We start from the raw sequence: 23,778 nt of genomic DNA on the forward strand, positions 1-23,778 counted from the left end.
CAGGCCTCATGCTCATGTCCGGACCGTGGCGGAGAGTGACCGGTAAGACGCCGCGTCAGATCGTGCAGCACCTCGCGCGGCGTCTCGCCGATCGCGTCGATGCGGCCTCGCTCGACTTTCCCCTTCTCCCCCGCGACATCGCGGACTCGCAGGACCCGACGATGGTGCAGCGCGGTGAGCCACGGCGCCTGACGGCCGGCGCAGAACCGCGCGTGGGGTGGCTCGTCGTTCCGCCGGGAGCCGGATCGGGGGGACACACCACCCTCTTCCGGATGATGGCCGCTGCTCGCTCCCGCGGACTGCGTAACACGCTGCTGTTCTACGACCGCCACAACGGCGACCATGAACGCAATGTGCGGGTCGTGCGGGAATCCTGGCCGTGGCTGGAGTGCGACATCGAGGGCGTCGGCAGCGACCTCTCGGGATTCGACGCGGTCGTGGCATCGTCGTGGCAGACCGCGCACGTCGCCGCCCGCCGCCGGGTGCCCGGGCAAGCAGTCCTGTACTTCGCGCAGGATTTCGAGCCGTACTTCTCACCCCGCGGCAGCGAGTACGCCCTCGCCGAGGACAGCTACCGGCTCGGATTGTCGACCGTGGCGCTGGGCGAGATGGTCGCCGGCCGGCTGCATGACGAGCTCGGTGTCGACGCGCACACCGTTCCCTTCGGTTGCGACACGGCCGTCTACCATCCGCTGCCGAGCGCGGAGCCGCGAGCCGGGGTGATCTTCTACGCCAAGCAGGGCAACGACCGGCGGGGATTCCGCCTCGCCGTGCTCGCCCTCGAGCACTTCCACCGCCTGCACCCCGACGAGCCCATCCACGTCTACGGCGACACCCCGGCGGCGCTGCCGTTTCCGGTGACGATGCACGGCAGCCTCCGCCCCGACGAGCTGAATCGCCTGTACAACCGCGTCGTGGCCGGAATCGCCCTGTCGTTCACGAACATCTCCCTCGTCGCCGAGGAGATGCTGGCCGCGGGAGTGGTGCCAGTGGTCAACGACTCGCCGTTATCGCGCGCCGATCTGACGAACGAGTATGCCGCCTGGAGCCCGGCCACGCCGATGGCGATCGCGGGCGCCCTCTCCGAGACCGTGTCGCGGCGGAGTCGCGACGATCACGCACGGGCCGTGGCGGCCAGCGTGACGACCGGGTCGTGGGAGGAGACGGGGGGAAGCCTCGCCGACATCATCCGCACGGAGATCCCCGGCACGGCGATCCACGGCACGGCGACCCGCGGCGCCGTACCGTCCCTCGCCGGCGGGTCGCGGACATGACGGTGCTCGACACGGCCCTCCCCGCGCGACGACGCGAGACTCCCCGGCATCTCGTGACGCGGCCCACCGTGAGCGTGATCGTGCCCTGCTACAACTATGCCGATTACGTCGCCGCCGCCATCGGGAGCGCACTGACCCAGACGGGCGTCGAGGTCGACGTCATCGTGGTCGACGACGCCTCGACCGATGACAGCGCAGCGATCGTGGCAGAGCTCGCCCGCCGCGATCCTCGCGTCCGTCTCCTACGGCACGCGCTCAATGCGGGCCCGGTCGACACGTTCAACGATGGCCTCGCCCTCGCCCGGGGGGACTATCTCGTGCGCCTCGACGCCGACGACCTCCTCACCCCCGGCTCGCTGGAACGGTCGACGGCGCTCGCCGAGACGCATCCCTCGGTCGGCCTGGTGTACGGCCACCCCCTGCATTTCTCGGGGCCCACCCCGCCGGAGGCGCGCGAAACGCCGCGGCGATGGACGATCTGGCAGGGACGAACCTGGCTGCGCGAGCGGTGCCGTACCGGGGTCAACGTCATCACCTCACCCGAGGTGCTCATGCGCCGCTCGGTGGTCGACGTCGTGGGCGGCCAGCGCCCCCTCCCGCACACCCACGACATGGAGATGTGGCTGCGGATCGCCGCCGTGTCCGACGTCGCCTACATCGAGGGAGCGGACCAGGCGTGGCACCGCGAGCATGCCCGCAGCCTGTCGCAATCCATCGACGCGAGCACGGGCGACCTCCGAGATCGTCGGGACGCCTTCGAGACCCTCTTCGCGTGGTCCGAGGGGCGGGTGGTGGGAACCGCGGAGCTGCGTCAGCTCGCCGATCGCGCGCTCGCCGACGAAGCGCGCACCCGCATCACGCACATGTACGACCACGGAAAGGTGGACGCGGAGCGTGCCGCGCGCCTCCGCGCGCTGGCGGAGGAATGGGGTGCCGACTCCCGCGCCGGTGCGGCCGAGATCGCGCGCGTCCGCGCGGAAGCCCGCGGCGCAGGCGCCGCGCCGCGCCCGTGGCAGCTGGCGCGGGCCGCCGGTCGTCGCCTGGCGAACGAGATCCGCATCCGGCGGTGGCACCGTCACGGAGTTTTCCACTCCGACGCGGGGCAGCGGTGACCCTGCGGGTCACATGCCCCACTTCGCCCAGCGGCGCCAGGCCAGTCTCGCCTCGAGGTTGCGGTACGCGCTCCCCCACGGACCGGAGCTGGCGGAGAGGCCACGCACGCGACGCTCCCCCAGTTCGCTCTCCAGCCGGCCGGCGATCAGGGCGAACTCACGGGCGGCTGCGTCGCCGCCGTCGGGGCGTTCGCGCGCTCGGGCCGTCATCCGCCGCGCATCCTTGAGCAGGGCTGTGCGAGCCACCCGCGGCCAGGGATCCCGAACCGCATCCTCGGACAGGAACAGCTCCGTCGCCTCGACGCGGGCGCGGAGGTCGGACAGTTCGAGATCATCGGCCGACCGCTGGAAACTCTCGCCGTGCACCCGGTAGAACCCCTGCGGCACCCCGTTGACCCGGCCGACATCGCCGAGAGCGGCCAGACGCATCCACCAGTTGTAGTCCTCCGCCCACCGCAGTTGCGTCCGGTAGCCGCCGCTCGCCTCGACCGCGTCCCGGCGCACGGTCACTTCGGGCTGCATGATCACGTTGCGACCGCGGCGCAGCAATCGTGCCGTCCATCGCTCGCCGCTCCAGACGGTCCAGCTCGACGCGGCGGCGTCCGAGAAACCGGGAGGGTCATCCTGGAAGGCGACCGGCTTCCCGTAGACGAAGACGACCCCGGGGAAGGTCTGCATGAGCGCCGTGGAGCGCGCCAGCGCCCCGGGCGCGAGCATGTCGTCGGCGTCCAGCTTCACGACGTACTCCCCCGTGGCGAGGCTCAGCGCCTCGTTCGAGGTCTCGACGTGACCCGCGTTGCGCGCGTGGCGGACGACGCGGATGCGGGGCTCGCGGTCGGCCAGCGCGGCGGCGACCTCGTGACTGTCATCCGTCGATGCATCGTCCACGATGACCACGTCCACGTCGACGTTCCTCTGATCGAGCGCTGACGCCACGGCCGCGGGGAGGTAGCGCGCGTAGTTGTAGCAGGGGATCACGACCGACACCCGGGGGCGGCGCCTCGCATCCGTTGCGCCCGGCTGCACGATGCGGCCGCCGACCATCCTCACGAGATCCCCCACCGACGCGCGCCGCTCGTGCCCCACCCGAGTCGTGCTCCCAGCTTGTGACCGTAACGCCCGAGTTCGGAAGCGGCACCCGGGAGCACCCAGCGCAGCACCAGCAACCAACCGCCGACGATCGCCACACCGATCACGAGCAGCGCGAGGATCGGCGGCCAGGTCTGCACGGCCGTGGCCGCAGCGAGGCCGGCGAGCGCGACGACCGCGGCGAGCAGCAGCACCCGGCCGAACTGCTCCGCGAGGGGGCGCACCGGGATGAGCAGCAGGGCGCTCACCATCGGGATGCGCACGCACGTGGCGAGGAAGGCGACCGCAGCGAAACCCCACGCGACGGCGGCGAGACCGAACGGCGCCAGGGCGAAGGTAGCGGCCACCGTGACGAGGTCGATGACGAGCGCGTACGCCAGCCACCGTCCGGGCCTTCCGACGCCGTAGAACAATCCCTGGTCGAGGGAGGCTCCCACGGTGAGGATGCCCGCGACGGCGAGCGCCTGCGCGGGCAGCACACTCGCTCCCCACTGGTCGCCGAAGAGCAGCGGGATGAGATGCACCGCTCCGACCGTGATGAACACCATGAGCGGGATGACGATGCCCGAGATCATGCCCTGAGCCCGAACGTACCCCGAGGCCAGCCGCGGCGCGTGGGCCCGGATCTGGGCGAACACGACCGTGGTGACGGGGGTGATCGCGGAGGCCGAGAGCTCTTGCGCCGTCACGATGAGTCGCTGCGCGACGTTCAGGTAGCCGAGACCCGCGAGTCCGAGCGTGGCGGCGACGATGGCGTTCTCCGCCCACAACCGGCTCAGCGCGATGAGCTCGGTGGCGACCACGCTGCTGCCGTAGCGGATCATGCCGGCGAAGTCGGCCGTGTCGAACACCCACCGCGGACGCCAGCGCGCGAACGACCATGCCAGCGCGGACGCGACGAGTTGCATGACCACGGTCTGGGCCACGAGCGCCCAGACCCCGAAGCCGGTCACGGCCATCACGACCGCGACGATCTGCCCTGCCACCGCCGCAAGGAAACCCTGGATGGCGAGCGTGCGGAAGCGCATTTCGCGCCGGAGCCGCGCCGTCGGAACCGCCCCCAGCGCGACGACGAGCACGGCGGGCGACAGCCCCGCCAGCACAGCAGCCACTCCCGGCGCACCGACGATCATCTCCATGAGCGGGCCGACCAGCCAGAGGCCCGCCGCGAGCAAGAGTCCGGCGGTCGTGGAGTACCAGAACGCGGTGCTGTACGCCCGCTCCGTCGGATTCTCCGCCTGCACGAGGTAGGTCGAGAATCCGAGGTCGGCGAGGAGGTAGACCGCGGGGATGACGGCGAGCGCCACGGCGACGAGGCCGAACTGCTCCGGCGTGAGCAAACGCGCGAGCACGAGGATCGTGACGAGGGCGCTGATGCGCCCGACCCATTTCTGGGCCGTCGTCCACAGCAATCCGCGCGCGGCCGGGCCGGCGAGGCCTTCCGTCTCCGCCCCGCTCATGATGGCGCCTCGGCTCCTGAGCGCAGGTGCATCCGCTGCAGTCGGCGGACGGTGCGGAACTTGGCCAACTCCCACGATTGCGCCGTCGCATCCCTCCAGCGTTGGCGGGCGGTGGGGGATGCTGCCGCGACATCGCGATAGATGTCCTCGAGCATTTCCGCCGCTGCCCGGAGGCTGTAACCGCGTTCGACGATCGCGCGCCCGAAGCTCCCGGATGCCGCGCGGTGCGCCGGCGTCGCGTGGATCACGCGACGGAGTTCCGTGAGGCACCGCCCGAGCGCGTCGACGCCGTCGCCGACGCCGAACCAGCCGTGCTGATCGAAGTGGGCGGCGCTCGTCTCGTCGGCCACGGACCAGAATCCGCCCTCACCCTGCACGACGACGGGCCGCCCCAACGCCAGGGCGCGCAGCGCCGAGCTGCCCATGCCCACGACGACGTCGGCCGCGAGGTAGAAGGCGCGCGGGTCGGAGCGGTTGCCGAACAGGCGCACCACTTCGCGTCCGGCCACCCGGTTGGCTTCGGCCGCGGCCGCGGCGACCTCGGCTCGAGCGGGACCGTCGCCGACGATCGCCAGCTGCACAGGGGCTTCCTCCGCCAGCACGCCCGCGGCTGCGGCGAGGGTCAGGAGACCCTCCAGCTTGAGCCGAGCGGCCAAGCGGCCGACGACGACGATCAGCACCGCGGACGCGTCCGCGCCGCACTCCGCACGCGCGAGCGCCACGTCCTCCGGCGCGACGGCCGCGGCGTCGAACAGCTCGGTGTCGATGGGCGGCTCGAGCAGGTAGGCGGGCCTCCGCTCCTCGACAGCCTGCTCGTACAGCGCCCGGGTGCCCATGATCACGGGGATCGTGGGGGGAAGGAAGTAGGGATAGTCCATCGAGAGGATCGTCGAGAGCACCGGGATCCCGTGGCGCCACGCTGCACCGTACGCGGCGTCGATCGTGGGTGCCCACTCATAGGCGTGGACGAGGTCGACTTCGAGGCGCCGAGCGAGATGACCCACCTCGCGGATGCGCGCCGGCGAGGGCGCCGATTCCCGCACCGTGGTGAGGTGCAGTTCCACGTCGAGCGAGCGGGCACGCTCGACGATCTCTCCGTCGGGCAGGTAGAGCGACACCTCCACCCCGGGGCGACGGCTCAGCGCCCCGGCCAGCTCGAGGGCGCTGAGCTGGCTGCCGCCGATCTCGGAATGGTGCGGGGCCACCAGCACCCGCAGCGGCCGCACCGGGGAGGACTGCCCGGTCACGGTCGCCGTGGGGGTGCCCACCGCGACGGTCACGACCGATATCCGGCGCCGAGGGGCTCGAGGGCCACCGTCCGGGTGAGCACCTGTACGACGCGGTCCTGCTGCCCTGCGGTGAGGTGCGGGAACATCGGCAGCGAGAGGATGCTGTCGGCCGCCGCCTCCGCGACGGGGAACTGGCCGCGGCGATATCCCAGATGCGCGTAGGCCTCGGTGAGGTGCAGCGGCGTCGGGTAGTGGATGCCCGCGCCGATCCCGGCCGCGCTCAGCTCGGCGAGGATCCGGTTGCGCTCGTGCACACGGATCACGTAGAGGTGCCACGCATCGACGTTGCCCGGGCGCACCGATGGGGTGCGCACGTCGTCGACACTGTCGAGCAGTTCGGCGTAGCGCGCGGCGAGCGCGCGGCGAGCCGCGTTCCAGGTGTCGAGACGCCGCAGTTTCGCGCGCAAGGTCGCCGCCTGCACAGCATCCAAGCGCGCGTTCATCCCGACCCGGTCGTGGACGTACTTCACCGCGCTGCCGTGGGCCGCCGTCACCCGGACCGCCTCCGCGATCGCGGGGTCGTCGGTCATCACCGCGCCGGCGTCGCCGGCCGCGCCGAGGTTCTTCCCCGGGTAGAAGCTCGTCGCCGCGACCCTGCCGATCGCGCCCGCCCGCCCCACCGTCGAGGACGCACCCTGCGCCTGCGCGGCATCCTCCACCAGCGGGATGCCGTACCGTGCCGCGAGGGGAACGAGCTCGTCCATCGGAGCGGTCTGTCCGAAGAGGTGCACCGCCACGATCGCCCGCGTGCGCGGGGTGATCGCCGCCTCGACGGCCGCCGGGTCGACGAGCAGGTACTCGTCGTCGACGTCGACGAACACGGGGGTCGCGCCGATCCGCGACACGGCCTCTGCCGTGGCGATGAAGGTGTTGACGGGCATGATCACTTCGTCACCCGGACCGACCCCGACCGCCCGGTATGCCAGCTCCAGCGCATCGGTGCCGTTGGAGACGCCGATGACGTGGTCGACGCCGATGTACCGCGCGTATTCGTTCTCGAAGGTGTCCACCTCGGGTCCGCCGATGAAGGCGGCGGTGCGGAACTGCTCCCGCCACACGGGGATCACCTCGTCGAGGATCTCCGCCTGCTGGGCGGAGAGATCGATGAACGGAACCGATTGCGTCATGCTGCTCCCCCTATTCGACGGGCCGGCACTCCGGCCCACGTCTGTCCGTCCGGGACGTCGTTGAGCACAGCGGCTCCCATCCCGATGACCGCGGCCGAACCGACCGCCACTCCTTGGCGCACCGCGGCGTTCATGCCGAGGTACGCCGCCTGCCGCGTGCGCACACCACCGGCGAGCGCGACGCCCGCGGCCAAGGTCGTGTAGTCCTCGAGCACGTCGTCGTGCGTGATCGTGCAGTTCGGCATGATCACCACGTGACGCCCGATCGACACGTCGGCGGTGACGACGGTGCCGTCGAGCACGATGCTGCCCGCCCCGATCACGCTGGTCGACCCGATGCGCGCGCCGTCCGAGACGAACGTCGCGTACCGGGTGTCGCGCACCCCTGCCGACGCGAGTCGGCGCACGATACGCCGCCGGCCGACGCCGGCTCCGACGCAGACCAGCAGGCTCTCCTCACGAGCGGCCGCCTGCGCGATCGGCCCGACGACCGTCACCCCGCCCATCTCGGTGTCTCGCAGCCCCTCGTCATCGTCGAGGATGCCGATGATTCCCGCCATACCGCTCGCGATCACCTCACGGGCGAGCCCGCTCGCCCCCACGAGCAGCACCCCCGCACTCATACGGGGATGCCGAGCGGGTCGCGCAGCACGGCGATGACCCGCTCCTGATCTCCCGCGCTCATGGTGTGGAAGAGCGGGAGGATGAGGGTGCGATCGGTCAGGCGCTCGGTGACCGGCAACGACCCCGGCGCGGCGAGATCCCGATAGGGCGGCTGACGGTGAGAAGCCATGATGCCCCGCCGCGCCGAGATGTCGGCGTCGGCGAGCGCGAGCAGCAGGCCGTCCCGGTCGAGCGGATACGAAGCATCCACCTCCACCCAGAAGGACTGGTAGCTGCCCGTGCCGTGTTCCGGATCGGTGACCGTCCGCAGCCCGGCGACGTCTGCGAGCGCGCGCTGATACACCGCGGCGAGCGCGCGCCGACGGGCCACGATCGCGGGCAGCTTCTGCAGCTGCACGATGCCGACCGCGGCCTGCAGGTCGGTCATGCGGTAGTTGTAGCCGACCTCGCCGTACTCCTCCGGAGCCGCCAGCACCGCGCGGTGGCGATCGGCCGCCGACACGCTCATCGCGTGTTCGCGCAAGCGCCGGGCGCGAGCGGCCCACGCCTCGTTACCGGTGGTGAGCATCCCTCCCTCGCCCGTGGTGAGCACTTTGCGCGGGTGGAACGACCACGCCGAGATCTCGGCGGCATGACCGGTCGGGCGCCCCCGGAGCGTGGCACCCGCACCGCAGGCAGCATCCTCGATCACGACGATGTTCAGCGGATCGGTCACGGCGCGGAGGCTGAGGATGTCGACCGGAACACCCGCCTGATCCACCGCGATCACGGCGCGGGTGCGCGGGGTGATCGCGGCGGCCACGGTATCCGGAGTCAGGTTGCCGCTGAGGGGATCGACGTCGGCGAAGACGGGCTCCGCCCCCGCGTGGCGGACGACGCTGGTCGTGGCGACGAACGAGAACGACGGCACGATGACCTCGTCGCCCCGGCCGATGCCGGCCACGATGAGGGCGAGATGCAGCGCACTCGTGCAGCTGCTGGTGGCCACCGCGAACGGCGTCTCGGTCACGGCCGCGAAGGCGCGTTCGAACTCCGCGACCTTGGGACCCTGCGCTACCCAGCCGCTGGCGATGGTGGCGGCGACCGCGTCGGCCTCCTCCTGACCGAGCCACGGCTCCATCACGTTGATGCGGGTGCGCACCGGGCGCTCGACGGTGTCAGACATGCGCGGCGCTCCCGACGATCCAGTTACGGTCCTCGACCTGGGCCAGCATGTCGGCCGCCGGTGCCGCACTGTCGCGGAAGAGGCGGTACAGCTCGGCCACGCCGTCCTCGAAGCTCACCCGGGGCTCGAAACCGGTCAGCGCGCTCATCAGCGTTGAATCGGCCAGCAGCCGGCGCACATCGCCGGGACGCTGCTCGAGGTGCACCGGTTCGAGATCGGTGCGCCCGGCGGCCTCCAGCACGATGCGGGCGAGTTCGGAGATCGTCACGTCGGCACCCGAGCCGATGTTCACGGTGCGACCGATCGCCGCGTCGCTCTCGGCGAGGGCGATGATGCCGCGGGCGGTGTCGGTGACGTGGGTGAAGTCGCGCGACTGAGCGCCGTCTCCGTACACGAGCGGGGGTTCGCCTCCGAGCACCCGCACGATCGTGCGCGGCAGCACTTCGCCGCTGTCGCCCTCGAAGTGGCTGCGCGGACCGTAGGCGTTGAAAGGGCGAACCACGGTCACCGGGAACGCGTGCGTGCGGAAGGCCGCCCGGGCGTAGGCCTCGCCGGCCAGCTTCGCTCCGCCGTAGACCGTCTCGGGGAACGTCGGGTGACCCTCATCCATCGGGGCGTACTGCGCGGAGCCGTAGACCTCGCTCGAGCTGACGTGGATGAAGCGGCTGATGCCCGCTGCGCGGGACCGCTCCAGCAGCTCGAGGGTCATGGTCGCGTTCACGTCGTGGTTCTCGCGCGGCTCGTGCAGGCTGTGACGCACGCCCAGGCACGCGAGGTGGAAGACGACGTCGACCTCCTCGAGCAACACGTCGAGAACGTCCGTCTCGCGCGCATCGGCTTCGACGAGGCGCACGCGCGGGTCGGCGAGCGCGTCGGCGAGGTTCTCGCGGGAGCCGGTCGCGAGGTTGTCCAGCACCACGATCGAGATCGGGTCGCGCCGCAACAGTTCGTCGACGAGGTGGCTGCCGATGAACCCGGCGCCTCCCGTGACGAGGATCCGTGTGCCGTCGATGGTGCTCATGCTGCCCCCTGCAGTGTGGTGAGTGATTCGCCGAGTGGTTTCGGCATGCCGTGGTCGGCGGTACTGGATGCTGCGGCCTCGAGCACGGAGAGAACCCTGAGCCCGGCTTCGCCGCTGGTGCGGGCCGACCGCCCCTCGCGGATCGCGGCGGCGAATTCGGCCGCGACCCCGGCGAGCGCCTCGCCCTCGGCGAGCGCCGGAGCCCAGGTGTCGCCGAGCCGATACGAGACGCGCGCGGCGCGCGCGTCGGCCGCGGACTCCTGCGACACCTGCGCGATGTCGACGCCCCGGTCGTAGACGCTGACCCGCTGCTGCGGGTTGAGGTCGTCCCAGACGAGGGTGCGCTTCGTGCCGCCGATGACCATCTGGCGGATCTTCGTCGGGCTGAGCCAATTGACGTGCACGTGCGCCATCGCCCCACCGGAGAGCGGCATGGCGAGGTATCCGACGCAGGCGCGTCCGGTGCCGAGCGGATCGGCGCCGTGCGCCGACACGCTCGTGACGTCGAGCCCGCCGGGGAGGACGAAGTCCATGATCGACAGGTCGTGCGGCGCGAGATCCCAGAACACATCGACGTCGGGCTGAATGAGGCCCAGGTTGATGCGCACGCTGTCGACGAACAGGATGTCGCCGAGGAACCCGTCGGCGATGAGCTCGCGGATCTTCAGCACCGCGGGCGTGTAGCAGTAGGTGTGATCGGCCATCAGCACGAGCCCGCGCTCGCGGGCCCGCGTGACCATCTCGGTTCCGGCGCGGTGGTTGTCGGCCAGCGGCTTCTCGACGATGACGTGTTTGCCCGCGTCCAGCGCGGCCATCACGATCGGGTGGTGCGTGCGCGCCGGCGTCGCGATCGCGACGGCGTCGATGAGCGGATCGCTCCAGATCTCGTTCAGGTCGCTTGTGACCGGCGCCCCTCCCACCGACTCCGCGACCTGGCGCGCCCGGTCGATGTCGAGGTCGCAGACCGCGGCGAGATTCCACTCGTCACTCGCGCGGAAGTTGCGCGCCAGATTCGGCCCCCAATATCCGGCCCCCACGACCGCAATGTTCTTTCTGTCTTTCACGGATATCCCCATCCCCCAGTGGTGTTGCTCCGGACTTCGACGAACCGTCAGGCGGTTCCTCGGAAGTGTCGTCGAACGCGCTTCGCGCGCCCGGCGTTCATGGCCTGCGCCGTTGCGGCGGGCACGTCCTGTCTCAGCGCCGACGCCGTCGGCGGGAACGAGACCTCGATATCGACGAAGTACGCCGAAGACCGCCACGAGCCCGTCGGGTAGCCGCCGGCCGAGGCGTAGCGGTACCGTCCGTTGTCGCCGGCCGGCGCCACGAGCGATCCCGAGACGCGCTCCTGCGCGAAGTAGTCGTTCGTCGCGGAATACCGGCCCGTGGGCGAGAGATACGACACGACGTAGGTGATCCCCGGCTCGAGGACGACCGGCGTGCTCAGCTGCACGCGCTGCCATCCGGATGCCGTCTCATTGACGAAGTTCAGGCGGGCCAATTGCGCGCCGTTGCGGCCCCACAGTGTTGCGCGGTGGGTGCCCGTGTTCGTCGGGCTCTTGTAGAACCGGATCGCCGTGGCCGTCGCCTGCTTGGTCACCGTGAACGCCGTCCCCAGTTCCACCGGGGCCGTCTCCTGCACCGAGTCGGTCGGGAGGGCGGTACCGAAGATCGACCGCACGTCCGCCGTCGGCGTGGGTGTCGGCGTCGGAGTGGGCGTTGCCGTCGGTGTCGGCGTGGGTGTCGGCGTGGGTGTCGGAGTCGGAGTCAGCGTTGGCGTCGGTGTCGGAGTCGGCGTCGCCGTCGATGTCGGAGTCGGCGTCGGCGTTGCCGTCGGTGTCCGTGTCGGTGTCGGCGTGGGCGTCGGCGTTGCCGTCGGTGTCCGCGTCGGTGTCGGCGTGGGCGTCGGCGTTGCCGTCGGTGTCCGCGTCGGTGTCGGCGTCGGCGTTGCCGTCGGCGTCCGTGTCGGCGTCGGTGTCGGAGTTGGCGTTGCCGTCGGTGTCCGCGTCGGCGTCGGCGTGGGCGACGCCGTCGCCGCGGCAGCGGGAGTGAACTCGACGTCGGCGAAGTAGTTGGTCGACTTCCACACCCCCGTCGGCACCTTTCCGCCGTTCCCGTAGAGGTACCGACCGTTCTGCGGAGACGCAGCGGTCAGCGGCCCGCGCGAGACCGGCGCGGCGAAACCCTGCTCCGTGTAGGCGTAGCCTCCGCTGCTCGAGAAGTAGGAGACCGTGTAGCTCGCCCCCGGAGTCAGCACGACCGGTTGGCTCAGCGAGGCCCGCTGCCATCCGGCGCTCGAGCCGGAGGGAAGGGTCACTTGGGCGAGTCGTCGGCCCGCAGCATCCCACAACGATCCGGTGTGCGTTCCGGTGTCGCCGCTGGCCCGGTAGTAGCGGATGCCCGTGACGGAGCCGGCGACCGAGGAGGAGAAGGCCATGCCGAGCTCCACCGCGCCGCCGCTCGTGGTGGTCGTGATCTGGGGCACCGTCGTGCCGAGCAGAGTGGCCGGTTCGACGCGACCCGAGACCGTGAACGACCACGACACATCGGGCGCCGCCACCCCGTCGGCGGAGGCGAGCCCCGTGAGGCGTACCGTGACGGCAGCCCCGGAGGCGTACGCCGCGGTCGGCGCGAAGGTGAGGATGCGTCCGTCCGTGGATCGCGTCCACGATCCTGCAACGCTTGCACCGTTGGCTGTGACCGTGCCCACGAAGCCGCTGCGCACGGGCGCGGTGAAGGTCGCGCTCGTCGTGGCGGCGGGCGCGACGTCGACCGCCCCGTCTGTCGGGCTCAGCCCCGCCACGACGGGTGCGGCGCTCGGCGTCGGCTGGAAGACGACGTCGACGCCGTAGTCGGAGGTCGACGGTTCAGCGGGGAAACCGCCCGCGTAGGTGTAGACGCCCCCGTTGGCCGCGACCGAGAGCGGACCCCGTCGGTACGACGTCGCGTAGGCCGAGGGGGTCACGCTGTAGCCGCCCTGCGGCGCGAGGTACGAGGCGGTGTAGCGCTGCCCGGCTTGCACCGCGACGGGCGTGGTGAAGACGGCGGTCTGCCAACCGCCCGCCGACTCCGCCGAGAAGTCAGCGGTCGCGACGGACTGCGAGGCGGCGTTCCAGAGCGTCGCCGTGTGAGGACCGGGGTTCGCGGTGCCCTTGTAGAACCGCACCGCGGTGATCGTGCCGTCCTTGTCCGGCGTGAACGAGACGCCGACGGTGACGCGGTCGGTGTCGGCGGCCGAGGCCTCCATCGGCGTGCGGCTCTCGTTGTACAGGCTGCACGGGCACTCGCCCTCGGCGCGGTCGGCGGCCCGGGTCGTGAACGACCAGCCGTCATCGGCGAGCGGCACCCCCGCGCCGTCTTTCGCGGCGACCGTCACGGAATAGAGCGTGCTGGGTGCCAGTGGCGCGGAGGGAGTGAAGCGGGCGGTCTTGGTCGGCGCGTCGTACGCCACGGTGCCTGCCACCGCGGTCCCGGATGGCGCGCGCACCGTGAGGGATACCGTCGCCGGATCGGCGGAACGGGAGAAGGATGCTGTCACCGCTGCGCCGAGGTCGACGCTCGACACCCCTGCCCCGGGCGTCCGCGTCGTGATGCGCAGCGGCGAGACGTCGGTCGCGGTGAAGACGGCGTCGACGAAGTAGTTGCTCTCGTTCCAGGCCAGCGTCGGACGGGTGCCGGCGACGCCGTACACCCCTGCCGTGGCCGTGCCGACCGCGTTCGTCACGCTCAGCGGAGTGGAGGCGGAGGACTGGTACGGCCAATACCACTGCTGCACCGCGTAGCCGCCGACCGGGGCCGTGTACGACACGGTGTAGGTCGAACCGCCCGTCACGGGGACGGCCGCGGAGAAGTAAGCGGTCTGCCACCCCGTGGACGTCTCGTTGCCGAAGGTGACCTGGGCGAGTCGCGCGCCCGCCGCATCCCACAGCGAGCCGGTGTGCGTCCCGGTGTTGGCGGCTCCCTTGTAGAAGCGCACGCCCGTCACGAAACCGTCGATCTCGGGGGTGAAGCGCAGTCCGACCTCGAACGGATCGGCGTCCGGAACGGAGGCGACCGGCGGGACCTCATCGCCGAAGACCGTGTACGGACCGGCGATCGACACCGCGAGCGACGCCGCGGTCGGCGTCATGTTGAGGCTGTCGTCGATCGCCCGCACCTTGATCGTCGCCTGGGCGAAGCCCTGGGGAGCGTAGGAGTACGACCACGACGTCGTCCCCTCGGCGGGGTGCCAGCGCGCGCCGCCGTCGGTGGAGACCTCGATGCCGGCGACCACGCCGCCCACGTCGGCCGCCGTGCCCGTCACCGTGGTCGTCGAACCGTGGGTCAGCGTCGCTCCGGCGGCGGGCGAGGTGATCGCGACGGTCGGTGCGACATCGTCGTCGCTCGCCTCCGCCGCCACGAGGCCGTCCATCAGCGTCTGCGGTTGCGCGCCCATATCGGCCAGAAGGTTGACCTCGGCCTGCTGCATCCGCGGATCAGCGGGCGCACCGTTGCCGTCGTGGGTCTCATCCAGACCCCAGCCCCACTGCACGCTGGCCGCGGAGAACACCAGCGCACCGCTGGCCGCTTTGTAGAGCGTGAGGTGGTGGGTGGTTTCGCCCTTGACGACGTCGTTGCCGTGATCGATGAGGTACTGATCGACCGCGCCCTTCGTCGTGGACAGGCGGATCAGGCCGTCCGGACGGAACCCGTTGTCGATGTCCTCGTTCGACTCGTAGCCCACGGTGTGGGCGGCGAGTTTCGCTGACTGTCCGGCCGCGAGTTGGTCGAGACCCGTGTTGCGCCACAGCCGTAGGTCTCCCTCGGCAGCGGTCACGGTGACCGGCAGATCGACGTCGTTGACCATGTACATGGTGCCCGTCACGGCATTCTCGGGCGAGTGTCCGCCCTTCGATGCGTCGGCGAAACGCGGGTCGCGCCAGGTTCCGGTCCACTCCGCGCTCGAGGTGTCGATCTTGGCGCCGTCGGGGTGCTTCGAGTCGCCCCAGGTCTCTTTGTACGACACCAGGGTGCGGTTGTCGGCGCGTTCCCCGACCGTCGACGGTTCGTAGCGCGTGTGCCAGTACGCCTCGTTGCCGGTGAGGAACTGCATGTCGACGCCGGCGTCACGGGCGGCTTCGATGTTCTTGCGCTGCCCGGCCGACCAGTACTCGTCGTGACCGACCGAGAGGAAGACCTCGTGGTTCAGCAGCTCGCCGCCTCGCCGGTCGGTGTCGACGCCGGCGATGTAGCTCGTGTCGTAGCCGTTGCGCTCGAGGAACCGGACCGTGGCGAACTCGGAGCTGAAGTAGAAGTCCCGCTTCTCCACTCCCCCCCGGGTGGCGAACGGACGGTTGTAGCTGATCTTGTACGCGCGCCCGTTGTCGGCGCCTTGGTAGAAGTCCGATCCGCCGTACGTGTTGTAGGCGTGCCAGGTCGGGTCGGAGGTCTGGAACAGCACGTCGGAGGTATTGCCGTCCCGGCGCACGATGAACATGACGTGGCTGGCGCCGCCGGTGTCGGCGCGCTTCAGACGGGCGAAGTAGACGCCCGAGACGGCTGCGGCAGGAACGTCCCAGGATGCTGAGACGTCCCACGTTCCGCAGTCGTACAGCTCGGTCGCCGCATCCGAGAGGCACTCGTCCTGGACCTGCGGAAGCACGGCGGACGGCTCGACGTCGGTGATCTTCCGGGCCCCCAGGCCCTGGTACCACCCGGTGCGGTAGATCTCGATCGAGTAGTCCGCAGCATCCGTGTCGATCTTGAAGTCGATCCGCTGACCCGCGTTGACGCTGATGTCGGTCGCGAAGCCCTGGATGGAAGCGTCACCGGCGCCCTCGATGTCCCACACCGCGGGGTCGGTGCCCTGTTCGCGGTTCTCGCACACGACGGGATTGACGTCACCGCAGGCGCTGGCAGCGTCGGCGCGTGACGCCGGCGTGACCGCGACCGCCATCGACACGACGAGGGCGATCAGACCGATCAGCCCGAACGCGCGTAGCGTCGGCGTGTGCTGTCCTGCTTGCGACGGGACAGCAAAGAACCCGTTCCCCATTTTTCCCCAGACCGCCCGATACGCCATGACAGCGCTTCGGACTCCCGCCCCAGCGGGTTTTGCATACCCTCGGCTTGATGTGCACTCCCACAGCGCACAGCTCCCGGTATCCCCGTGGGGAGTATAGCGTTATCGCCACGCTGGGCAACAGCGAATCTGACCATTGCGTTCGGGGGGACGACATGACCGACACACGAAGCGCCCGTATCGAAGGCTCGGCCGATGTCGACGGCTCGGCGGTGGTAGGGCCGGGATCGACGGTCTGGCATCTCGCCCAGATCCGCGAGAACGCGCGGCTGGGAGCCGATTGCACGATCGGACGCGGCGCCTACATCGGGCCGGGCGTCCGCCTCGGCGACGCCTGCAAAGTGCAGAACTACGCGCTCGTGTACGAGCCGGCCGATCTCGGCGACGGGGTGTTCATCGGGCCCGCCGCCGTGCTCACGAACGACGAGTTCCCGCGCGCGATCAACGTCGACGGCACCGCGAAGAGCGCGGACGACTGGCACGCCGTCGGCGTCACGATCGAGCGCGGAGCTTCGATCGGAGCGCGAGCGGTGTGCGTGGCGCCGGTGCGGATCGGCGCCTGGGCGCTGGTCGCCGCCGGCGCGGTCGTGACCAAGGACGTGCCCGCGTACGCCCTCGTGGTCGGGGTTCCCGCGCGGCGCGTGGGGTGGGTGGGTCGTGCCGGCCGCCCGCTCGTCGCCGAGGGCGGGGCGTGGGTCTGCCCCGTCACCGGCGACCGCTACGTCGAGGCCGACGGCGAGCTCGCGCTCTCCCCGGCCGGCTGAGCCCCGGGGCCGACCCGGGCGGTCACAGCGCGCGTTCGACCTCGGGCAGCAGCTTGTTCGCGATGGCGGCGAGCTGCTCGAGTTCGCTCTCGTCGAGGCGATCGAGGATCAACTCGCGGATCTGCGCCACGTGCGCGGGAGCGGCGGCGCGCAGCACCTCCCACCCCTCGTCGGTCAGTACCGGACGGGCGGAACGCTTGTCGACAGCGCACGCGCTGCGCCGCACCCAACCGCGCGCGGCGAGGGCGTCGATCGCGTGGCTCAGACGGGAGCGGCTGAGCCCGGCGATCTGCGCGAGCTCCCCCATCGTCACCGCAGCTTCCTTCGAGCGCGCGAGCGTGACGAGGATCGCGTAATGCGCGTGGTTGATGCCGCTCTCCTCTCGGAGCGTGCGGTCCAGCGCCTGCGGAAGCAGCTGAACCACCCGGATCAGCGGCAGCCACACCGACATCTCCGCGTCGGTGAGCCGGCGCGCGGGCCGGGTCGTAGCATCCGTCATCGCCTCGCTCATGCGGCCGGCAACTCGATCGTGTGCGCGGTGTGATCGCGCTTCGCGGTGAGGTAGCGAGCGTTCGAGGGCGAGAGGTGCACGCCGGTCGACACCTTCTCGGTCACGCGCACCCCGAGCGCCTCCAGCTGCGTCGCCTTGTCGGGGTTGTTGCTGAGCAGACGGATGCTGTCGGCCCCCACCGCGCGCAGCATCTGGGCCGCCGCGCTGTAGTCCCGCTCGTCCTCGCCGCGCCCGAGCGCGACGTTGGCCTCGTAGGTGTCGAGCCCGCTGTCCTGCAGCGCGTAGGCGTCGAGCTTGGCGTAGAGGCCGATGCCCCGACCCTCCTGGCGGAGGTACAGCAGGAACCCGCCGGTCTCAGCGATGCGCTCGACGGCCTCGCGCAGCTGAGGACCGCAATCGCAGCGCTCCGAGCCGAACACGTCGCCGGTCAAGCACTCGCTGTGAGGGCGGACGAGCGGCGCCGGGCCGCCCTGGCGGGCACGCTCCAGCGCTCCGCGCCAGTCGCCGAGGCCGAGCAACAGGTGCTCCTTGCCGTCGACGAGGCCGTCGAACGTGTGGACGTCGGCGGTCGTCCGGTAGCCGTCGGAGAAGTGCAGCGGCACGCTGACCTGGGTGCGCACGGCCGCGGGGATCGAGATATGTGAAAGTTCAACCACATCGGTTCCAAGGCGAGAAGCCCCGGCGGTATTCCCGCCTTCGACCGGATTCTCCGCCCCCTCTGCCGCCGGAGTCGGTCGGGCGACCGCGAGCCCGGGTCAGACCTTCCGCAGCAGCACGCGCTCCACGGCGTGGTCGGCCGCCTTCTCGAGCACGAGGGTGGCGCGGTGCCGGGTCGGGAGCACGTTCTCCTCGAGGTTGGGCAGGTTGATCTCGTTCCAGTACTTGAGCGCCGTGGCGACAGCATCCTCGTCACTCAGCTCGGCGAAGACCCGGAAGTACGAGTTGGGATCGGCGAACGCGCCTTCGCGCAGCGCGAGGAAGCGGTCGACGTACCAGGACTCGATGTCGGGCGTCGCGGCGTCGACGTAGATCGAGAAGTCGAACAGGTCGCTCACCGCGACGTCGTTCGGAGCCGGCGGCGGCTGCAGCACGTTGAGGCCCTCGATGATCACGACGTCGGGGCGGTGCACCGTCACGTGCGCGTCGGGCATGATGTCGTAGCGCATGTGGGAGTAGAACGGGGCCTGCGCCGACTCGGCCCCGCTCTTGACCCGACGGACGAAGTCGACGAGCGCGCGCCGGTCGTAGGACTCGGGAAAACCCTTGCGGTGCATGATCCCGCGACGCTCGAGTTCGGCGTTGGAGTACAGGAAGCCGTCGGTCGTCACGAGCTCGACCCGCGGGGTGTCCGCCCAGCGGCTCATCAGTTCGCGCAGAAGACGAGCGACGGTGGACTTGCCCACGGCCACGGAGCCGGCGACGCCGATGACGAACGGGGTGGTGGTGTCGGCCTCTCCGAGGAACTCACTGGTCGCCGCTCCCAGACGCCGCGTCGACATCGCGTAAAGGCTCAGCAGCCGGCTGAGTGGCAGATAGACCTCGCGCACCTCGCGCAGGTCGAGGCGGTCCCCGATTCCGCGCAGCTGCACGACCTCGGTCTCGGTGAGCGGCTGCGGCATGCCGGCCGCCATCCGGGCCCACTCCGCCCGGTCGATCTCGCGGTAGGGGCTCAGCGACGACGCGGTCGCTGCGGTCTCGGCGGGCACCCCGCCATGCTACCCGCGCCGACGGTGCGGGCCGGCGTTCGTTAGGCCCGCGCCGACGGTGCGGGCCGGCGTTCGTTAGGGTCAGAGGGTGCGACTCGGGGTTCTCGACATCGGTTCCAACACCGTCCACCTCCTCGTCGCGAACGCGCGCGCGGGAGGGCGCCCCACCGCGCGCACGAGCGAGCGCACCGTGCTGCGGCTCATGCGCTACCTGACGCCCGACGGTGCGATCGCCGAGGAGGGTGTCGTGGCTCTGGTCGATGCCGTCACCCGCGCCCGCGCCACGGCGCGCGCGGAGGGGGTCGACGAGCTGCTCGCGACCGCGACGTCCGCCGTTCGCGAGGCCACGAACGGCGAGGACGTCATCGCCCGGGTGGAGGCGGCCCTCGGCCAGCCGCTGCAGGTGCTCGACGGCCAGACCGAGGCGCGTTTCACCTTCCTCGCCGTCCGACGCTGGTTCGGGTGGTCGGCCGGCCAGATCCTTCTCTTCGACATCGGCGGCGGCTCGCTCGAGATCGCCGGCGGCGGCGACGAGCTGCCCGATCTCGCCGAGTCGTTGCAGCTCGGCGCAGGACGCATGACCCTGGAGTTCCTTCCCGGCGATCCCCCGGGCGAGGCCGACGTCGAAGCCCTGCGTGAGCACGCAGCATCCGTTCTCGCCCCCGTCTCTCGACGCTTCGCCGCGCTGCCGACCCCCGAGCACGTCGCGGGCTCGTCGAAGGCGATCCGCTCGCTCGCGAAGCTGGCCGGCTACCCCGTGCCGGGCTGGTCGGGGATCGAGCGCATGGTGCTGCCGCGGGCGGCGCTCAAGGACTGGGTGCCGCGGCTCGCGCGCATCCCCGCTCTCGCCCGCCAGGAGCTGCCCGGCATCACCGCCGACCGCACGTTCCAGATCGTCGCCGGAGCGGTCGTGTTGCACGAAGCGATGAAGGCGATGGACGTCGACGAGCTCGAGGTCTCGCCCTGGGCACTCCGCGAGGGCGTGCTCCTCCGCTACATCGAGTCGCTCGCCCTCGACTGACCTCGCCCGCCGCTCGACGCCGCGGCCGGAGGACATTCGGCCGAGCGGAGGAGAATCCCGCCCGGAAACTCCTCTTCCCGGCCGAAACTCCTCGCGGACTCGCCGGACTCGGCTCGTTCAGTAGGCAGCAGAAAGGCCCGCGCACCCGAGAGGAGTGTCCCCCCACAGGGCTCTCGGGTGCGCGGTGCAGATTACCGACGACCCCCCGGTTGACGCGTATCCGTGTCCGGAGCACGTAACGGCATCCCGTCGGTACCCTCGACTTTATGACAGACCCCGCCGCATCACAAGACTCTGGACTCACAGTCCAGAACCCCCGTGCGCGTCGGCTCTCGAAGGCCGAGCTGCGCGAGCGTGTGCTGAGCGCGGGTGCCACCCTCCTGGCCGAGGCGGGTGTGACCGTGAGCCTGTACCACCTGAACATGGAAGAGCTCATCCGGCGGGTGGGAGTTCCCCGCAGCTCCGCCTTCGCGGCGTTCGGCGGTAAGGAAGAACTCGTCACCGAGCTGATGGTGCAGCTGCTGCGCCCGCCGGCAGGAGATCCGGTGGGCTTCTCCCCCGCGACCGTCGCCGTGGCGGAGCAGGTGCTCGAGCGCTACGGCGACCGAGTGACCCGTGCCGACGGATCGCGCGACCCGGACGGCGCCTACGCGGTACTGCGCGAGGCGATCCGCGTGACGCTGCGGCAGAACGTCGAAGAGACCGCCGAATCGGCCGAGTGGCAGACCTTCCTCGCGCTTGCGGCCTCGCTGCCGAGCCTCCCGCCGGCCCGCCGGGAACGCGTGGCAGAAGCATTGCGGGCAGCCGAGGCGCAGTTCACCGAGGCGATGACGGAGTTCTACAGCGTCTCCTTCGCGAGACTCGGCCGTGCCCCCCGCGACGGTGTGCAGTGGCACCAGGTCGTCACGGCGGGAGCCTCCATCGTGGAGGGCGTCGTCAGCCGGCGCCGCATGGGATCGCCTGCCGCCCACGAGATCGTGATCGCCCCGGGCATCGACGGCGAACCCGTCGAGTGGACGCTCGCCGCGCTGGCCTACCTCGCCGTCGTCGACGGCCTCACGGTCGCCGTCGAGTAACGGCTCGGAAAGCAGCCGCTCAGAGAGCGAGCCGCTCCCGCACGACGGCGGCCAGTCGGTCGGCAGCGTCGCGAGCGGATGCTTCGTCCGCGGCCTCCACCATGACCCGCACGAGCGGCTCGGTGCCCGAGGCGCGCAGCAGCACGCGCCCGGTGTCGCCCAGCTCCGCGGTCACCTCGGCAACCGCGCGCTGCACTTCTTCGTCGGCCTTCACGCCGGCGCGATCGACACCGCGCACGTTGACGAGCACCTGCGGGTAGACCGTCATGATCGACGCCAGTTCCGCGATCGTCTTGCCCTGGCGCGCCATCTCGGCGACGAGGTGCAGCCCGGTGAGCAGACCGTCGCCGGTCGTGGCGTGGGCACTCATGATGACGTGACCCGACTGCTCGCCACCGAGGGAGTACTTCCCCTCGTTCATCGCTTCGAGCACGTAGCGGTCGCCGACCCCGGTCTGCAGCACGCGGATGCCGTGGTCGGCCATGGCCCGGTGCAAGCCGAGGTTGCTCATCACGGTGGCGACGAGGGTGTCGTGCGCGAGCGCGCCCCGCTCCTTCATCGCAACGGCGAGGATCGCCATGATCTGGTCGCCGTCGATGTGGTTGCCCTGCGCGTCGACGGCGAGGCACCGATCGGCGTCACCGTCGTGCGCGATGCCCACGTCGGCGCCCAGGCGCACGACGACCTCGGCGAGGTGGTCGAGGTACGTCGAGCCGACGCCGTCATTGATGTTCAATCCGTCGGGATCTGCGCCGATCACGGTGACCGTGGCACCGGCGTCCTTGAACGTCTCCGGCGACACCCCCGAGGCCGCACCGTGCGCGCAGTCGAGCACGACGTGGATGCCGTCGAGGGGATGCGGCAGCGAGCCCAGCAGGTGGACGACGTAGCGATCCTCCGCGTCGGCGAACACGCGGATGCGCCCGACGCCCGCGCCCGTGGGCTGCAGCTTCTCGGCGCCGAGGTGGTCCTCGATCCGCTGTTCGACCGCGTCGGGGAGCTTCACTCCCCCGCGGGCGAAGATCTTGATGCCGTTGTCGGGTGCCGGGTTGTGCGAGGCGGACACCATGACGCCGAAGTCGGCGTCGATGTCAGCGATGAGGAACGCTGCGGCCGGGGTCGGCAGCACGCCCGCGTCGAGCACGTCCACGCCGGATGAGGCCAGGCCCGCGGCGACGGCGGCCGAGAGGAACTCCCCCGACACGCGTGGATCGCGCGCCACGACAGCGGTCGGGCGCTTCCCCTGGGCGCGACGAGCCTCGGCGGAACGGCCCTGGCCCAGGACGACGGCAGTCGCCTGGGCCAGGTGAAGTGCAAGATCGGCGGTGAGGGCGCCGTTGGCCAGCCCCCGCACCCCGTCGGTGCCGAAAAGCGGCATGACGGGAGCCGAACTCAGCGCTTCGAGTACTGAGGCGCCTTACGGGCCTTCTTGAGTCCAGCCTTCTTACGCTCCTTGACGCGAGCGTCACGGGAGAGGAAGCCGGCCTTCTTCAGGGTCGCGCGGTTGTTCTCCTCGTCGATCCCGTTCAGCGAACGGGCGATTCCGAGACGCAGCGCGCCGGCCTGGCCCGAGGGGCCACCACCGGAGATGCGCGCGATCACGTCGTACGAGTCGGCGAGGTTGAGCACCGTGAACGGGTCGTTGATGAGCTGCTGGTGCAGCTTGTTGGGGAAGTACTCCTCGAGCGTCCGGCCGTTGACCGTGATGGTGCCCGAGCCGGGAACCAGACGCACGCGGGCGATGGCCTGCTTACGACGACCGACAGCGGCACCCGGAACGCTCAGCACGGGGCGAACGTTCTCGGCGGCCGCGACCGTCTGGTCGAGCGGGGTCTCGGTGGAGTAGTTGGTGGGGTCGATGTCCGACACGATTCTGTCCTCTAAATCTCTCGCGCCTACTGGGCGACCTGGTCGAAGGTGTACGTCTTGGGCTGCTGTGCGCCGTGGGGGTGCTCAGCACCGCGGTACACCTTGAGCTTCGTCAGCTGCTGGGCACCCAGGCTGTTCTTCGGGAGCATGCCGCGGATGGCCTTCTCGACCGCGCGGACGGGGTTCTTCTCCATGAGCTCGCCGTAGGAGACCTTCTTGAGGCCGCCCGGGTAGCCGGAGTGACGGTAGGCCATCTTCTTCTCGAGCTTCTGACCGGTGAGGGCCACCTTCTCGGCGTTGATGATGATGACGAAGTCGCCGCTGTCCATGTGGTTGGCGAAGGTCGCCTTGTGCTTGCCGCGAAGAAGCACGGCAGCGTGGGAGGCGAGGCGGCCGAGCACGACGTCGGTTGCGTCGATGACAAGCCACTCGCGCTGGATTTCGCCAGCCTTGGGGGTAAATGTGCGCGTCACAGGAGTACTGCTTTCTTGATCGAACGGAGAGGTTCGTGAATCCCGCTCCGGTGGTCGTTCCCGTTGATCTCGAACGGATCGAGATCGGAAACAGGCCGGTGGAGGGCTCACGTTCGCGATGGGCTCCGACAGGCGG

At 70.6% G+C, this 23,778-nt stretch carries 20 protein-coding genes; 5 read left to right on the plus strand and 15 right to left on the minus strand.

All coding sequences use genetic code 11. The annotated features are described in order from the left end of the window. The first annotated feature begins 35 nt into the window (after positions 1-35). Together ACFXP5_RS06415 and ACFXP5_RS06420 are read left to right on the plus strand one after the other, a co-directional pair. Positions 36-1,274 carry a rhamnosyltransferase WsaF family glycosyltransferase gene (locus ACFXP5_RS06415; protein ID WP_394543975.1) on the plus strand — a complete coding sequence of 413 codons (1,239 nt, stop codon included), beginning with the start codon at positions 36-38 and terminating at the stop codon, positions 1,272-1,274. Beyond that, positions 1,271-2,386 carry a glycosyltransferase family 2 protein gene (locus ACFXP5_RS06420; RefSeq protein WP_394543976.1) on the plus strand — a complete coding sequence of 372 codons (1,116 nt, stop codon included), beginning with the start codon at positions 1,271-1,273 and terminating at the stop codon, positions 2,384-2,386. Before ACFXP5_RS06415 ends, ACFXP5_RS06420 begins: the two co-directional genes overlap by 4 nt. 9 nt (positions 2,387-2,395) lie before the next feature. Here the strand turns inward: ACFXP5_RS06420 and ACFXP5_RS06425 are convergent, their stop codons facing one another. The 9 genes from ACFXP5_RS06425 to ACFXP5_RS06465 are packed head-to-tail and all read right to left on the minus strand — an operon-like array spanning position 2,396 to position 16,222. Further along, positions 2,396-3,430, minus strand: a complete 1,035-nt coding sequence (locus tag ACFXP5_RS06425) for a glycosyltransferase family 2 protein (protein ID WP_394543977.1) — start codon at positions 3,428-3,430, stop codon at positions 2,396-2,398. Positions 3,431-3,432: 2 nt separating this feature from the next. Continuing rightward, the gene (locus ACFXP5_RS06430; protein WP_394543978.1) at positions 3,433-4,935 is read right to left on the minus strand and encodes a lipopolysaccharide biosynthesis protein; all 1,503 of its coding nucleotides are present in this window, start codon (positions 4,933-4,935) and stop codon (positions 3,433-3,435) included. Next, entirely contained in the window at positions 4,932-6,215 is a 1,284-nt protein-coding gene (locus ACFXP5_RS06435; RefSeq protein ID WP_394543979.1) for a glycosyltransferase family 4 protein, read from the minus strand. Before ACFXP5_RS06435 ends, ACFXP5_RS06430 begins: the two co-directional genes overlap by 4 nt. Then, positions 6,212-7,351, minus strand: coding sequence for a DegT/DnrJ/EryC1/StrS family aminotransferase (locus tag ACFXP5_RS06440; protein WP_394543980.1), 1,140 nt, complete (start codon positions 7,349-7,351; stop codon positions 6,212-6,214). The genes ACFXP5_RS06435 and ACFXP5_RS06440 overlap by 4 nt, the downstream gene beginning before the upstream one ends. Beyond that, a complete protein-coding gene (locus ACFXP5_RS06445; RefSeq protein ID WP_394543981.1) occupies positions 7,348-7,974 on the minus strand; it encodes a NeuD/PglB/VioB family sugar acetyltransferase in 627 nt (208 codons plus the stop codon). Before ACFXP5_RS06445 ends, ACFXP5_RS06440 begins: the two co-directional genes overlap by 4 nt. Next, positions 7,971-9,140: a DegT/DnrJ/EryC1/StrS family aminotransferase gene (locus tag ACFXP5_RS06450; RefSeq protein ID WP_394543983.1), complete on the minus strand. Its 1,170-nt coding sequence runs from the start codon at positions 9,138-9,140 to the stop codon at positions 7,971-7,973. The genes ACFXP5_RS06445 and ACFXP5_RS06450 overlap by 4 nt, the downstream gene beginning before the upstream one ends. Then, a complete protein-coding gene (locus tag ACFXP5_RS06455) occupies positions 9,133-10,161 on the minus strand; it encodes a dTDP-glucose 4,6-dehydratase (RefSeq protein WP_394543984.1) in 1,029 nt (342 codons plus the stop codon). The genes ACFXP5_RS06450 and ACFXP5_RS06455 overlap by 8 nt, the downstream gene beginning before the upstream one ends. Continuing rightward, positions 10,158-11,237: a Gfo/Idh/MocA family protein gene (locus ACFXP5_RS06460; RefSeq protein WP_394529420.1), complete on the minus strand. Its 1,080-nt coding sequence runs from the start codon at positions 11,235-11,237 to the stop codon at positions 10,158-10,160. Before ACFXP5_RS06460 ends, ACFXP5_RS06455 begins: the two co-directional genes overlap by 4 nt. A 35-nt stretch (positions 11,238-11,272) precedes the next feature. Further along, complete coding sequence (locus ACFXP5_RS06465) at positions 11,273-16,222, minus strand: DUF4082 domain-containing protein (protein WP_394543986.1); 4,950 nt, start codon at positions 16,220-16,222, stop codon at positions 11,273-11,275. 155 nt (positions 16,223-16,377) lie between these two features. Here ACFXP5_RS06465 and ACFXP5_RS06470 point away from each other — a divergent pair, with 155 nt between their 5' ends. Next, a complete protein-coding gene (locus tag ACFXP5_RS06470; protein ID WP_394543987.1) occupies positions 16,378-16,986 on the plus strand; it encodes an acyltransferase in 609 nt (202 codons plus the stop codon). A gap of 22 nt (positions 16,987-17,008) precedes the next feature. Here the strand turns inward: ACFXP5_RS06470 and ACFXP5_RS06475 are convergent, their stop codons facing one another. The 3 genes from ACFXP5_RS06475 to coaA all read right to left on the minus strand — a co-directional run bounded on the left by ACFXP5_RS06475 (position 17,009) and on the right by coaA (position 19,203). After that, positions 17,009-17,497: a MarR family winged helix-turn-helix transcriptional regulator gene (locus ACFXP5_RS06475; RefSeq protein WP_394543988.1), complete on the minus strand. Its 489-nt coding sequence runs from the start codon at positions 17,495-17,497 to the stop codon at positions 17,009-17,011. Then, positions 17,494-18,153, minus strand: a complete 660-nt coding sequence (locus ACFXP5_RS06480; protein ID WP_394543990.1) for a GTP cyclohydrolase II — start codon at positions 18,151-18,153, stop codon at positions 17,494-17,496. Before ACFXP5_RS06480 ends, ACFXP5_RS06475 begins: the two co-directional genes overlap by 4 nt. A gap of 99 nt (positions 18,154-18,252) precedes the next feature. Next, entirely contained in the window at positions 18,253-19,203 is a 951-nt protein-coding gene (coaA, locus tag ACFXP5_RS06485) for a type I pantothenate kinase (RefSeq protein ID WP_394529425.1), read from the minus strand. 88 nt (positions 19,204-19,291) lie between these two features. Between coaA and ACFXP5_RS06490 the strand changes: the two genes are divergently transcribed. Both ACFXP5_RS06490 and ACFXP5_RS06495 read left to right on the plus strand, forming a co-directional pair. Then, positions 19,292-20,224 (plus strand): Ppx/GppA phosphatase family protein, encoded by a 933-nt coding sequence (locus ACFXP5_RS06490; protein ID WP_394529426.1) that lies wholly within the window; start codon positions 19,292-19,294, stop codon positions 20,222-20,224. A 266-nt stretch (positions 20,225-20,490) separates the two neighbouring features. Next, the gene (locus tag ACFXP5_RS06495; protein ID WP_394529427.1) at positions 20,491-21,300 is read left to right on the plus strand and encodes a TetR/AcrR family transcriptional regulator; all 810 of its coding nucleotides are present in this window, start codon (positions 20,491-20,493) and stop codon (positions 21,298-21,300) included. A 19-nt stretch (positions 21,301-21,319) separates the two neighbouring features. On the opposite strand, the gene glmM is transcribed toward ACFXP5_RS06495, so the two are convergent. From glmM to rplM, 3 genes are read right to left on the minus strand one after another with little or no spacing between them, the layout of a single operon-like run. Beyond that, complete coding sequence (glmM, locus tag ACFXP5_RS06500; protein ID WP_394529428.1) at positions 21,320-22,678, minus strand: phosphoglucosamine mutase; 1,359 nt, start codon at positions 22,676-22,678, stop codon at positions 21,320-21,322. A gap of 14 nt (positions 22,679-22,692) precedes the next feature. Next, entirely contained in the window at positions 22,693-23,169 is a 477-nt protein-coding gene (gene rpsI / locus ACFXP5_RS06505; protein ID WP_394529429.1) for a 30S ribosomal protein S9, read from the minus strand. A gap of 26 nt (positions 23,170-23,195) precedes the next feature. Next, on the minus strand, positions 23,196-23,642 hold the full coding sequence (rplM, locus tag ACFXP5_RS06510) for a 50S ribosomal protein L13 (RefSeq protein WP_394529430.1): 447 nt from the start codon (positions 23,640-23,642) through the stop codon (positions 23,196-23,198). Positions 23,643-23,778 lie beyond the last annotated feature (136 nt).

The sequence above is a fragment of the Microbacterium hanjuni genome, from assembly GCF_043556395.1.
Classification (GTDB): domain Bacteria; phylum Actinomycetota; class Actinomycetes; order Actinomycetales; family Microbacteriaceae; genus Microbacterium.